Source organism: Methylosarcina fibrata AML-C10, from assembly GCF_000372865.1.
Taxonomy (GTDB): Bacteria; Pseudomonadota; Gammaproteobacteria; order Methylococcales; family Methylomonadaceae; genus Methylosarcina; species Methylosarcina fibrata.
Genome location: NZ_KB889965.1, coordinates 3,710,116 through 3,722,915, shown reverse-complemented (window position 1 = coordinate 3,722,915; position 12,800 = coordinate 3,710,116). Strand labels below are relative to the sequence as shown.

The 12,800-nt window shown below is 55.0% G+C and carries 11 protein-coding genes; 6 read left to right on the top strand and 5 right to left on the bottom strand.

Annotated elements, in window-relative coordinates:
* Nucleotides 1–101: 101 nt before the first annotated feature.
* The gene (gene yfbR / locus A3OW_RS0117335; RefSeq protein WP_020564714.1) at nucleotides 102–731 is read left to right on the top strand and encodes a 5'-deoxynucleotidase; all 630 of its coding nucleotides are present in this window, start codon (nucleotides 102–104) and stop codon (nucleotides 729–731) included.
* A 120-nt stretch (nucleotides 732–851) separates the two neighbouring features.
* Here the strand turns inward: yfbR and A3OW_RS0117330 are convergent, their stop codons facing one another.
* Nucleotides 852–1,055: a hypothetical protein gene (locus A3OW_RS0117330; RefSeq protein ID WP_020564713.1), complete on the bottom strand. Its 204-nt coding sequence runs from the start codon at nucleotides 1,053–1,055 to the stop codon at nucleotides 852–854.
* 279 nt (nucleotides 1,056–1,334) lie between these two features.
* Between A3OW_RS0117330 and A3OW_RS0117325 the strand changes: the two genes are divergently transcribed.
* The gene (locus A3OW_RS0117325) at nucleotides 1,335–1,979 is read left to right on the top strand and encodes a DedA family protein (protein WP_020564712.1); all 645 of its coding nucleotides are present in this window, start codon (nucleotides 1,335–1,337) and stop codon (nucleotides 1,977–1,979) included.
* A 128-nt stretch (nucleotides 1,980–2,107) separates the two neighbouring features.
* On the opposite strand, the gene A3OW_RS0117320 is transcribed toward A3OW_RS0117325, so the two are convergent.
* The 4 genes from A3OW_RS0117320 to A3OW_RS0117305 all read right to left on the bottom strand — a co-directional run bounded on the left by A3OW_RS0117320 (nucleotide 2,108) and on the right by A3OW_RS0117305 (nucleotide 8,456).
* The gene (locus tag A3OW_RS0117320; RefSeq protein ID WP_020564711.1) at nucleotides 2,108–3,007 is read right to left on the bottom strand and encodes a TIGR01777 family oxidoreductase; all 900 of its coding nucleotides are present in this window, start codon (nucleotides 3,005–3,007) and stop codon (nucleotides 2,108–2,110) included.
* 76 nt (nucleotides 3,008–3,083) lie between these two features.
* A complete protein-coding gene (trmL, locus tag A3OW_RS0117315) occupies nucleotides 3,084–3,605 on the bottom strand; it encodes a tRNA (uridine(34)/cytosine(34)/5-carboxymethylaminomethyluridine(34)-2'-O)-methyltransferase TrmL (protein ID WP_020564710.1) in 522 nt (173 codons plus the stop codon).
* A 12-nt stretch (nucleotides 3,606–3,617) separates the two neighbouring features.
* The gene (locus A3OW_RS0117310; RefSeq protein ID WP_033412796.1) at nucleotides 3,618–6,125 is read right to left on the bottom strand and encodes a glycogen/starch/alpha-glucan phosphorylase; all 2,508 of its coding nucleotides are present in this window, start codon (nucleotides 6,123–6,125) and stop codon (nucleotides 3,618–3,620) included.
* 282 nt (nucleotides 6,126–6,407) lie between these two features.
* On the bottom strand, nucleotides 6,408–8,456 hold the full coding sequence (locus A3OW_RS0117305; RefSeq protein WP_020564708.1) for a sodium-translocating pyrophosphatase: 2,049 nt from the start codon (nucleotides 8,454–8,456) through the stop codon (nucleotides 6,408–6,410).
* Nucleotides 8,457–8,830: 374 nt separating this feature from the next.
* Between A3OW_RS0117305 and A3OW_RS0117295 the strand changes: the two genes are divergently transcribed.
* The 4 genes from A3OW_RS0117295 to A3OW_RS28340 all read left to right on the top strand — a co-directional run bounded on the left by A3OW_RS0117295 (nucleotide 8,831) and on the right by A3OW_RS28340 (nucleotide 12,791).
* Nucleotides 8,831–10,567, top strand: coding sequence for an acetolactate synthase 3 large subunit (locus tag A3OW_RS0117295; protein ID WP_020564706.1), 1,737 nt, complete (start codon nucleotides 8,831–8,833; stop codon nucleotides 10,565–10,567).
* Nucleotides 10,567–11,058 carry an acetolactate synthase small subunit gene (ilvN, locus tag A3OW_RS0117290; RefSeq protein WP_020564705.1) on the top strand — a complete coding sequence of 164 codons (492 nt, stop codon included), beginning with the start codon at nucleotides 10,567–10,569 and terminating at the stop codon, nucleotides 11,056–11,058. Before A3OW_RS0117295 ends, ilvN begins: the two co-directional genes overlap by 1 nt.
* 92 nt (nucleotides 11,059–11,150) lie before the next feature.
* Nucleotides 11,151–12,167: a ketol-acid reductoisomerase gene (gene ilvC, locus A3OW_RS0117285; protein WP_020564704.1), complete on the top strand. Its 1,017-nt coding sequence runs from the start codon at nucleotides 11,151–11,153 to the stop codon at nucleotides 12,165–12,167.
* A 471-nt stretch (nucleotides 12,168–12,638) separates the two neighbouring features.
* Nucleotides 12,639–12,791, top strand: a complete 153-nt coding sequence (locus A3OW_RS28340; RefSeq protein ID WP_020564702.1) for a hypothetical protein — start codon at nucleotides 12,639–12,641, stop codon at nucleotides 12,789–12,791.
* Nucleotides 12,792–12,800 lie beyond the last annotated feature (9 nt).

The following is a 12,800-nucleotide window of genomic DNA, read 5'->3' as shown; positions in this document are numbered from 1 at the left end:
TGTAGGCAAAATGATATATTTAAACATCAACGGTCCGGCGAAGCGAAGATGAGTCGTCCGGCAAACGCTTTGGACGGTCGGCGGCCGCGTTAGTTTTATTGATGAAATCGATTCGAAGCAAGATCATGGCGGAGATAGTGGAAAGCAGCAGTTTTTATGCCTATTTGTCCCGGCTGAGATGGATAAAACGCTGGGGATTGAAGCGCAATGCCCATGAAGAAAACGTGATGGAGCATAGCTGGGAAGTGTCGGTCATTGCGCATACCCTGGCCTTGATCAAAAACCGTTATTACGGCAGTTGTCTCGACGCCAATGCGATTGCGGCGGCGGCTCTTTACCACGACATCACCGAAGTGATCACCGGCGATTTGCCGACGCCGATCAAATATCATTCGGAAGCCATCACCAGCGCTTACAAGCAAATCGAAAAACAGGCGGAACTGGAGCTTCTGAACTTGTTGCCGGAAGCGTTGCGGGCCGATTTTCAGGCGCTCATTCATCATGATCTGATGCCGGAAGAGCATGTGCAAATCATCAAGGCGGCCGACAAAATTTCAGCCTACCTGAAATGTCAGGCCGAGTTAAAGGCGGGCAACGCCGAGTTCGAACTGGCGGCAGAGCAACTGGCCTCGGCCCTGGCCGCTTGCCAACAGCCGGAGGTCGTGTTTTTCATGCAGGCTTTCGTGCCCAGTTGCGGCCTGACGCTGGACGGATTGATGAAAACGAATTGAGCGTCCGTTAAAAAATCTCCTGGAATAACCGTAACCCCTTATTGAATCTTCAGACCGTGCGCTAGACCCGCACCGTTCTAGAATCTCGTCCCCGGAAGAAAAATTACGGATCGCCCGGCCTTATCTTTTCAAATTCTGAATGCTGAAGTTATCCAGGTACAGTATCAAAACGCCGATGGCGATCGAAGCGATATAGCTCAACGTGGGCGATCCCGGAAAAAGATACGTATCCAGCAGGCCCCAGGCGCCGCGCCACAGCATGATGATGGCGAAGATGATGACGATGGCATTGCCGGTCGGATGGCGTTCCTTGAATTGAGCCAATTAAGGAGAGTTTCTGATTTCTTTCAACATGGTTTTAAACTCGCGCGAATCGGGTAATGAAAAAACAGGCTAAAAGCCAATTATACCTGGATTGATTGAAAAAAAGCTCCGAAACCGGTCCTTTTCAACAAGCAAGCTTTTTAATCAATAAGAAATCCGCTCCGGCCTCCGCGGCTCATTCGGCGACTTCGAACGCGCCGCTGACGGAATGGCAAGCGCCCGCTTTCGAGGCAGTTAATGCTACAATAGTGAAATGGTTTTTCATATTACAGCTATTTTATGGATATTCTGACGCATCTTTTCGATTTCATTTTACACATCAATACACACCTTACTTCCCTTTTCGCCCAGTACGGCTCGTTCGTCTATACCATCCTGTTCGTCATCATTTTTTGTGAAACGGGTCTGGTCGTAATGCCCTGGCTGCCCGGAGATTCCCTGCTGTTCGCCGCCGGCGCCCTGACGGCCAGCACCGGCGAATTGGACATCATCCTGTTGATTCCTCTTTTGATCGGGGCGGCGTTAATGGGCGATAACCTGAACTATGCGGTGGGGCGTTATTTCGGGTCCCGAATAAAATCCAGGGAAAAACTGGGGTTCATCAAGCGCGAATACATCGAGCGGACGGAAGCTTATTATCATAAATACGGAGGACGCACCGTGATCATCGCCCGCTTCATTCCCATCATACGAACGATGGCGCCGTTCGTGGCCGGGGCGGGCAACATGCATTACCGCCGCTATATTTTCTTCTGTATCGCCGGCGCACTGCTGTGGGTGGGCGGGTTGACCACTCTGGGTTATCAGTTCGGCAATCTGGAAATTGTGAAAAACAATTTCGAACTGGTCATTTTAAGCATCATAGCGCTTTCGCTGATGCCTTTGATGCATCAGGTCTGGCTCCGGCTGCGGACAAGCAGTTAGTCGCCTGCCGGCGTTTTACAATTACCGGGCCGGGTTTCCGTTGGCCGGGAGCCTTGGGGAGCGAGTCAATCCGGTTGCCGATCAGTGTATCCTGACGCTTTCCATCCGGAATCGGCATTGCCTTTCGTTTATCGAGAAAGTGCCTCGTTCAAGGCCGAAGTGAGATCCGGGTATTGAAACCGGTAGCCTTCGGCCAGCAGGCGTTCGGGCATCACTCGCTGACTGCCCAGCAACAGTTGCGACATGCCGCCGGGCAGCCTGTTCAGCAGCAAGGCCGGCACCGGAAGCAAGGCCGGCCGGTTCAGGCACCGGGCCAGCGTCCGGGTAAATTCGTCATTGGTCACCGGATTCGGAGCCGTGGCATTGTAGGGCCCGGCCATGGCCCCGTTGGCGATCATGAAATGAACGATATCTATCCAGTCCTGGCGGTGGATCCAGGACATCCATTGCTTGCCGCTTCCTAACCGCCCGCCGAGTCCCAGACGAAACGGCAACAGCATTCTCTGTAGAAGCCCTCCGCCTGCGGCGATGACCAGTCCCGTCCGAATCAGACATACCCGGACGCCGAAGCTTTCCGCCTTTTTGGCGGCCGCTTCCCAGTCGGCGCAAAGCCGATGCGAAAAATCGGTCAATGCCGGCGAGTCCTCGGTCAATACGGTATCGCCCTGATCGCCGTAATAGCCGACGGCCGAACCGTTGATGAAGAGTTCGGGCTTGACCGTCAGGCGGGACATGCTGTCAATTAATTGTTCGGTGAGGGCGATGCGGCTATCGCGGATCAGTTTTTTGCGCTTCTCCGTCCATAAAGCGTCGAATATCGGGGCGCCGGCCAGATTGACGACAACCTGATAACGGTCATCGGGCTGAATCCGCTTCAGGCTGTCCAGCTCCTTGACGCCGGGGCCGCAGCGCCGGGCGATCGTATGGGGATTTCGGCTCAATACGGTGACCTGATGGCCTTGTTGAACCAGACTTTTGGTTAACGCGCTGCCGATGAATCCGGTGCCGCCGGTAATGAGAACGTTCATGAGGATGACCTTGAGGAAAGGATGGCAATCATTTTACACGTGGAGGAATTTCCAGGCTATCGGAGCTACTCCGGAATCAAACGTTGCGCTTATCATCAAACGATGAAAAGCCTTTCTCGGCGATGGAGCATTTGATCCGCGCGCCCGCGAACGATTGCTGCCGCCACGCTTCATATAACACGACAGCGGCGCTGTTGGACAGGTTCAAACTGCGGCTTTCCGGCCGCATCGGCAGATACAGGGTTCGGTCAGGACCCAGTTCGGCCAGAACGGCCGGAGGCAATCCTCTGGATTCGGGGCCGAACAAAAAGGCATCCCCCGGCTGAAAAGCGAATTCGACGATGCTCTTTTGCGCCTTGGTGCTCAGGGCGAACAGGCGTTTCGGCTTGATCGACTCAAGAAAGGCGGGCAGAGAAGGGTATTCCCTGACCTCCGCCCATTCGTGATAATCCAGGCCGGCGCGGCGCAGCTTTTTGTCTTCCAGTTGAAAGCCCAGCGGCTGGATCAAATGCAGCCTGGCGCCGGTATTCGCGCAGAGCCGGATGATGTTGCCCGTATTCGACGGAATCTCCGGCTCGTACAAAACGACGTGAAACATCGATTTTAACGGTTAACCCTGCTTCTCTGGGTCTATCGGCGTCAGCCTCCAGATTTCGTCGTTGTATTCGGCAATGGTTCTGTCCGTGGAAAATTTCCCGCTGTTGGCGCAATTGACGATGCTCATTCGCGTCCAGCGTTCCTTGTCCTGATAAGCGGCTTCCGCCCTGTTTTGAGCCTCGACATAGCTGCGGAAATCGGCGATGGTCATCCATGGATCGTGCGGGCTTTTCAGGGAAGCCAGGATCGGATCGAAAATGCCGGGTTCGAACTGGTTGAAGTGTCCGCACTCCAGCAAAAGCATGGTACGGCGCAAGTCTTCATCGCCGTTGACGATGCTTGCCGGATCGTAATGATGCCGCATTGCTTCCACCTGTTCTTCGGTCAGGCCGAACAGAAAGAAATTTTCGTCGCCGACCTCTTCACGAATTTCGATATTGGCTCCGTCCAGGGTGCCGATGGTCAAGGCGCCGTTCATCATGAACTTCATGTTGCCCGTTCCCGACGCTTCTTTTCCCGCGGTCGAGATCTGTTCGGAAAGATCCGCGCCGGGGCATATGATTTCCATCGCCGAGACGCGGTAATTGGGCAGGAAAATCAGTTTCAGTTTATCGCCTATGTCGGGATCGTTATTGATGACGTTGGCGACGTTGTTGATCAACTTGATGATTTTTTTCGCCATGTAATAACCGGGCGCGGCCTTGCCGCCGATCAGGACGCAGCGATTGGTCCACTGGGCGGTATCGCCGCGTTTGATCCGGTCGTAAAGATGGACGACGTGCAGAACGTTTAACAACTGGCGTTTGTATTCGTGAATGCGTTTCACCTGGACGTCGAATAATGCGTTCGCGTTGATGTCGATGTCGTGTTCCAGCTTTTTATAATTGATCAGCCGCTGTTTGGCTTTTTGTTTAACCTCGAACCAGCGTTTCCGGAACGCCTTGTCGTCGGCATGGGATTCGAGCTTTTTCAATAAGGTCAAATCGGTCAGCCAGCCGTCGCCGATCGTTTGCGTGATCAGTTCGGACAGTTCCGGATTGCACGAGGCCAGCCACCGTCTGGGGGTCACGCCGTTGGTTTTGTTGTTGAATTTTTCCGGCCATAATTCGTAAAAATCGCGAAACAGGCCTTGCTGCAATAACTTGGAATGCAGTTCGGCCACGCCGTTGACCGAGAAGCTGCCGACGATGGCCAGATAGGCCATTCGGACCTGTTGTTCATGGCCTTCTTCGATTAAGGACATGCGTCTCAGGCGATCCAGGTCGCCGGGCCAACGCGAGGAAACCTCCGCAAGAAAATGGGCGTTGATGTCGAAAATAATTTCCAGGAGCCTCGGCAGCATTTGCCGGAACAGATTGACCGACCATTTTTCCAGGGCTTCGGGCAACAGTGTGTGATTGGTATAAGCCATGGTTTTGCTGGTAATGGACCAGGCTTCGTCCCAGGTCAGGCCGTGAATGTCCATCAACAGGCGCATCAGTTCGGCCACGGCAATGCTGGGGTGCGTGTCGTTGAGTTGGAAGCAGTTTTTCTCGGCAAATTCCGAAAAATCGTTGCCGTGACGACCAACCCAGGTCTCGATGACGTCCTGCAGACTGGCCGAGGCCAGCACGTACTGCTGCTTGAGGCGCAGCGCCTTGCCGTTTTCATTGGCATCGTTCGGATACAGAACCATGGTGATGTTTTCGGCGGTGTTCTTGGCGGCGACGGCCTCCGCGTAATCGCCGGCGTTGAAGTCGTCCAGGTCGAATTCTTCGGTGGCGGTGGCTTTCCACAGGCGCAGGGTATTGACCGTTCCGTTCCGGTAGCCGGGGACCGGCGTGTCGAACGGAACGGCGAGCACGTCGTGCGTATCGACCCAGCAGACTCGCTTGTTGCCGTGTTCGTCGATGTGCGACTCGGTACGGCCGCCGAATTTGATGCGCTGTTTGTATTCGAGGCGCTCGATTTCCCAAATGTTGCCGTTGCGCAGCCAGTGATCCGGTTTTTCGACCTGTTCGCCGTTGATGATGATCTGGGAGAACATGCCGTATTCATAGCGCAGGCCGTAACCCGTCACCGGCAGTTGCAGCGTGGCGCAACTGTCGATAAAGCAGGCGGCCAGGCGGCCCAGACCGCCGTTGCCGAGACCCGCGTCCGGTTCGCTTTCGATAAGTTCTTCAAGGTCCAGGCCGAGATCGTACATCGCTTTTTCGACGAGGTTGTTGATGCCCAGATTGAGCATGGCATTGCTCAAAGTCCGCCCCATCAGAAATTCCATCGATAGGTAGTAGGCTCTTTTGCAATCCGTCTCTTTATAAGCGTTATACGTTTTTTTCCAGCGCTCCACCAACCGGTCGCTGATCGCCAGAGACAGAGCTTCATAAGCATAATTCAGGGAACAGCAATGCTCGTCTCTGCCGAGCCTGTGGCCGTAATAGCGTTTGAAATCTTCTTCCAGATGGATTTTATCCATCCCTAATTTGGGCAATGTGGTTATGGAAGATTTGGGTTGGCTCTTGGTAAAGCGTTTATTCGGCATAATCATGGTTACCTGGATAAAGTTTATGAATCAATCCTGTCTATTTTACTCTGTTTGCACGAAACATTCAGCTTAAACGGAGTCTAAAATGGGTTTAACTGAGGCAAAAAGCCCAAAACTTATAAGGAAAATGCAGTCATTATCCTTGATGGCCGGCCATTTTTTCTACCGACAGACGGCTATCGAATTTCGTCCTTCCGGGAATCCAGGCGGGCAAGTGGTTCGATCGATCGGAAACGCCGGGCCGGGAACCGGCGGCGAAGTTTTCCCCGGCTTTTCTCTTTACAGCAACGGCGTAATCAGCAGGGCGACGGTGTTGACCAGCTTGATGATGATATTGACCGCGGGGCCTGCCGTATCCTTGTAAGGATCGCCTACGGTATCGCCGGTGATCGAGGCTTTGTGCGCCGGAGAGCCCTTGCCGCCGTGGTGGCCCGCTTCTATGTATTTTTTGGCATTATCGAATGCGCCGCCGCCGACGGTCATGGCAATGGCGGTGTAAAGCCCGGAGAGAATGGCGCCGATCAACACGCCGCCCAGAGCGGTTTTACCGAGAGTAAAACCGACGAGGACCGGCACCGAGACCGGCAACAGCGACGGGATCAGCATTTTTCTGATGGCGGAAGTGGTCAGGATGTCCACTGCCCTGGAATAATCCGGCTGGGCGGTGCCGTCCATGATGCCCGGAATTTCCCGGAACTGCCGGCGAACTTCATCGACTACGTCTCCGGCGGCTCGGCCTACGGCTTCCATGGCAAGCGCTGCGAACAGATAGGGAACGAGTCCGCCCAGAAACAACCCGATGATCACCCGGATGTCCGCCAAATCGCACACCTGTCCTTCCAGTTTGCTGGTGTAGTCGGAGAACAGCACGAGCGCGGCGAGGCCCGCCGAACCCATGGCGAAACCTTTGGTGACGGCTTTCGTGGTGTTGCCGACGGCGTCGAGAGGATCGGTGATGCCGCGGATTTCCTCCGGCATGCCGGCCATTTCGGCGATGCCGCCGGCATTGTCGGTGATCGGGCCGTAAGCGTCCATGCCGACGATCAGACCGGTCAGCGAGAGCATGCCGGTCGAGGCGATCGCAATGCCGAACAGTCCGCCCAACTGGAAGGAAGCCCACATGCTGGCGCAGATCAGAATCACCGGCACGGCGGTGGCTTTCATCGAAACGCTGAGACCGGCGATGACGTTGGTGCCGTCGCCCGTCGTCGCGGCTTTGGCGATTCTCTGGACCGGCGCGTAGTCGCTCGACGTGTAATAATCGGTCGTTATCATCAAGGCGGCCATCAGACCCAGGCCGAGAATGGCCGAATAAAACAGATGATCCGAAGGAACGAGCCTGCCGCTGATGATCACTCGGTCTTCAAGCAGCCAGTGCGTGGCCGGATAATACAGCCCTATCGCCAGAACCGCGGCGATCCCGACTCCCCGGTACAAGGCGGACATGATGCTTCCGCCGGGGCGGATTCGGATGCAGAAAATGCCGGCGATGGAGGTCAGGATCGAGATGCCGGCCAGCGTCAGCGGGTAAAGAACGACTCTTTCGTCGGCATCCGCCGTCAGCAGGCCGGCCAGCAACATCGTGGCGATCAGGGAAACGGTGTAGGATTCGAACAAATCGGCGGCCATGCCGGCGCAGTCGCCGACGTTATCGCCGACGTTGTCGGCGATGACCGCGGGATTCCGGGGGTCGTCTTCGGGAATGCCCGCTTCCACCTTGCCGACGATGTCGGCGCCGACGTCGGCCCCTTTGGTGAAAATGCCGCCCCCCAGGCGGGCAAAAATCGCAATCAGCGAGGCGCCGAAGGCAATGCCGAGCATGGCGTGCAACGGATTCGGCGTCCCCAGCCATTTCAACAAGCTGTAATAGCCGCCGGCAGCGAGCAGACCCAGGCCCACGACCAGCATGCCGGTGATGGAGCCGCCCCGGATGGCGATCAGAAAGGCTTGCCCGGCTCCGGCCTGGGCGGCCTGGGCGGTGCGGACATTGGCACGCACCGAGATGTGCATGCCCAGGAAGCCTGCCAGCGATGAAAAAATCGCCCCGAGCACAAAGCCGCCGGCGGTTTCAACGTCTATAAAATATCCGATGATCAGAAGAAGGAGCATGCCGACCAGCGTGATGATTTTGTATTGCCTCGCCAGATAGGCTTCCGCGCCCTCTTGAATGGCTCCGGCGATGAACTGCATCGACGGGCTGCCCGCAGGCTGTTTTTTAATCCAGCGGATTGCCAGCAGGCCGTATAAAATGGCGCTGGCGGCGGCGATTAAGGCAAAATAAATGCAGAACTGCGCGGACGGAGGAGAGAGGGGAAAAGGAAGGTTCATGATTGCTCCCGATGAGATGGGCCGTCATTCGTCCGGGGTTCGGCTTTCCATTCCGAAAGCCGAATTTGCCGAAACGAGTGCTGTTGAATCCGGTTTTCAGTTTAACATGAGACATGATTTGCCGGTATCGGGAGGCGCCGGAAGCCGTGCCCGAAAAAATCTCCTGGAAATACCCGATATTAAATGTCGATGAAACGTCGATGTATCGTTACAATTTTATCCGGAACCTTGTACAATATCCGGTTATGTTTTCAATAAAAGTCTTGAGTTGTAGTTTATCCGGGCGTTTTTTAAAATGAAACCGAGTCAATCCGTCGGTGTTTACCGACGCAGTCGAACCGGATTAGAGAAATGATTATGATAGAGGTAACGGCGTGGAGCTAAGCGGCGCACAGATTTTGGTGCAGAGTCTTAAAGACGAAGGCGTGGAGTATATTTTCGGTTATCCCGGCGGCGCAGTGCTGCATTTGTACGATGCCCTGTTCCAGCAGGAGGCCATCAAACACATTCTGGTCCGGCACGAACAAGGCGCCACCCATGCGGCCGACGGCTATGCGCGCGCCACCGGCAAACCCGGCGTCGTTTTGGTGACGTCGGGTCCCGGCGCCACCAATGCCATCACCGGAATCGCCACGGCCTACATGGACTCCATTCCGTTGGTCGTCATTTCCGGCCAGGTGTCGCTGCCGGTCATCGGCAGCGATGCGTTCCAGGAAGTCGACATGATCGGCATCAGCCGTCCCTGCGTAAAGCATAATTTTCTGGTCAAGGATGTGACCAAGCTGGCGGAGACCATCAAAAAGGCATTCTATGTCGCTACCTCCGGCCGTCCCGGGCCTGTCGTGGTCGACGTGCCCAAAGACATTACCGATCCCAACATTAAGGTTCCGTATAAATATCCAAAAAAAATCTCGTTGCGCTCTTACAATCCGGTCGTGCTCGGCCATAAAGGGCAAATTAAAAAAGCCGTGGATCTGTTGTTGAGCGCAGAAAGACCCATTATCTATTCAGGTGGAGGAGTCATTCTCGGCGAAGCCAGCCGGGAGCTGACCGAATTCGGCCGCTTGCTGGAGTATCCGGTCACCAATACTTTAATGGGTCTGGGCGGCTATCCCGGCACCGACCGGCAGTTTGTCGGCATGCTGGGCATGCACGGGACCTATGAAGCCAACATGGCGATGCACGAAAGCGATTTGATCATTGCCGTCGGCGCCCGTTTCGACGACCGCGTGACCGGCAAACTGGACAAGTTCTGCCCGTACGCCAGAATCATCCATATCGACGTGGATCCGGCTTCCATTTCGAAAACCGTGAAGGTCGACATTCCGATTGTCGGCGAAGTCAAACCGGTGCTGGAGCAGATGATAGAGCTCATCAGGGAAAGCAAAAAGAAGCCCAATAAAAAAGCTCTGGAAGCCTGGTGGAGCCGGATCAATCAGTGGAAATCGGTTAATTGCCTCGATTATGACCGGGAAAGCCGTCTGATCAAGCCGCAGTACGTCATCGAGCAATTGTATGATGTGACCAAAGGCGAGGCTTACGTCACGTCCGACGTGGGCCAGCACCAGATGTGGGCGGCCCAGTATTATCGATTCGACAAGCCGCGGCACTGGATCAATTCCGGCGGCCTCGGCACGATGGGGTTCGGCTTGCCGGCGGCCATCGGAGTCAAACTGGCGTTTCCGGAAGCCGACGTGGCCTGCGTGACCGGAGAGGCCAGCATCCAGATGTGCATTCAGGAGCTGTCCACCGCGCTGCAATACAACACCGCCGTCAAGATCGTCAACCTGAACAATCGGTACATGGGCATGGTTCGCCAATGGCAGGAATTTTCCTACGAGAGCCGTTACTCCCATTCGTACATGGATACGATCCCGGACTTTGTCAAGCTGGCGGAAGCTTACGGGCACGTCGGCATGCGCATAGACAAGCCGGAGGACGTCAGAGGGGCGCTGGAACAGGCTTTTGCCTTAAAAGACCGCACCGTATTTATAGACATCATGACCGACAGAACCGAAAACGTCTACCCGATGATTGAGGCGGGCAAGGCGCATAACGACATGAAGCTCAGAAATGCTTTTGGCTCTTCGGCGGACAGGGAATTGGCCTAATGCGACATATCATTTCAATTTTAATGGAAAACGAATCCGGCGCCCTATCGCGGGTCGCCGGGCTGTTTTCCGCACGGGGATACAATATAGAATCCTTGACCGTGGCGCCCACGGAAGATCCGACGCTGTCGAGAATGACCATCGTCACGCGCGGCAGCGACGAAATCATCGAACAAATCACCAAGCAATTGAACAAATTGATCGACGTCGTCAAGCTGATCGATCTGGCCGAGTCTGCCCACATCGAGCGGGAGCTCATGCTGGTCAAGGTGAGAACGACCGAGCAGACTCGGGCCGAGATAAGAAGTATGTCGGACATCTTTCGCGGCAAGATCATCGACGTCACCTCGAGTTCGTATGTCGTCGAAATGACCGGGCCTTCGGAAAAACTGGACGCCTTTATTGCCGGGATCGATCCGGACGCCATCATTGAAGTGGTTCGTTCGGGACCCACCGGTATTTTGCGCGGCGAAAAGGGATTGCATCTATAAATCCCGACGGCTGTCGGGCGTTTAACCCCCTCTCTCAAGATCGGGGGGTTCGGTACCGTTATCCAATTTAAAACAGAAATACAGGAAAACTCATGCAAGTGTATTACGACAAAGACGCCGACCTTTCGATCATTAAAGCCAAAAAAGTGGCTATCATAGGTTACGGCTCGCAAGGGCACGCTCATGCCAACAACTTAAAAGACTCCGGCGTCGACGTGGTCGTGGGATTGCGTCCGGGCTCGCCTTCCGTCGCCAAAGCGCAGGCTTGCGGCCTGGTCGTGAAGGACGTACCGGCCGCGGTGACCGGTGCGGATGTGGTGATGATCCTGACTCCGGACGAGTTTCAATCGCGTTTGTATAAAGAAGAAATCGAGCCCAACATCAAACAGGGCGCGGCCCTGGCGTTTGCCCACGGCTTTTCCATTCTGTACAACCAGATCGTGCCCAGGGCCGATCTCGACGTCATCATGATCGCCCCGAAAGCGCCGGGCCATACGGTGCGTTCCGAATTCGTCCGGGGCGGCGGCATTCCCGATCTGATCGCCGTTCATAAGGATGCCTCGGGTTCGGCCAAGGCGATTTGCCTGTCTTACGCTTCGGCCATCGGCGGCGGCCGCTCGGGAATTATCGAAACCACTTTCCGCGACGAAGCCGAAACCGACTTGTTCGGCGAGCAGGCGGTCCTGTGCGGCGGCGCGGTCGAGCTGGTCAAAGCCGGCTTCGAAACGCTGGTGGAAGCCGGTTATGCGCCGGAAATGGCTTATTTCGAATGTCTGCACGAGCTGAAACTGATCGTCGACCTGATGTACGAAGGCGGCATCGCCAATATGAACTATTCGATCTCCAATAATGCGGAGTATGGCGAATACGTGACTGGCCCCAAGGTGATCAACGAAGAAAGCCGCCGCGCCATGAAAGAGGCTTTGCACAATATCCGGACCGGCGAATACGCCAAAAAATTCATTCTGGAGGGCGTGACCAATTATCCCGAAATGACTGCACGGCGCCGGCTGATGGCGGAGCATCCGATTGAAGTGGTCGGCGCGAAACTGCGGAGCATGATGCCGTGGATCAAGGCCAATCAGATTGTCGACAAGACTAGAAACTAGCCAATAAAATTAGCAAAGGGCCTCAGGAAATCCCCTACCGGTCTTGTTTTCAACGCAACAGGCGAAGTCTTCCGTCTGTTGCGGGAAGGCCCGAAACCGCCCGGACGAGCCGCATTTTCCACTTGAAGTCCGTTTGCGGGCGTCAGCATGCCGACTCGACCCGTCTTCGAATTCAGCCGCATCTCTATTTTTCTCCGGATTTTGGAATCCGGCAGGCGCAAGGCGCGCTTGCCGAGGCTCATCCGTTCGGCCAATATCAACACCTCTCATTGTTTCAGACTGTCTGTTGACCGCTCCGCATTGGCCTGAAACAAGTCTTTCGGCAAAATGATCGCATCCGAAAGGCGAAAGTTGCGGCGATTCCCTTGCAATAGTGAATTAAATCCATAAATCCGAGTCAATACGGCCGTGGATAAAGCAAAATTAAACGCTGAGTTTATTTGCAGGCAATCAAAGACCGGAGCCGATCGTATGGGTATCAGAGCCAAGACTCTATTCGTGTTGATTTTGCTGACGATTCTCGGATTGGGGCCGTTGCCGCTCACCAGCGTCATCGGCATTTATATCGTCATTTTTCGTCCGCGCTGGTTCAAGGACCTGGTGCTCGGGTTGTATGACGAATAAATTTTTAAA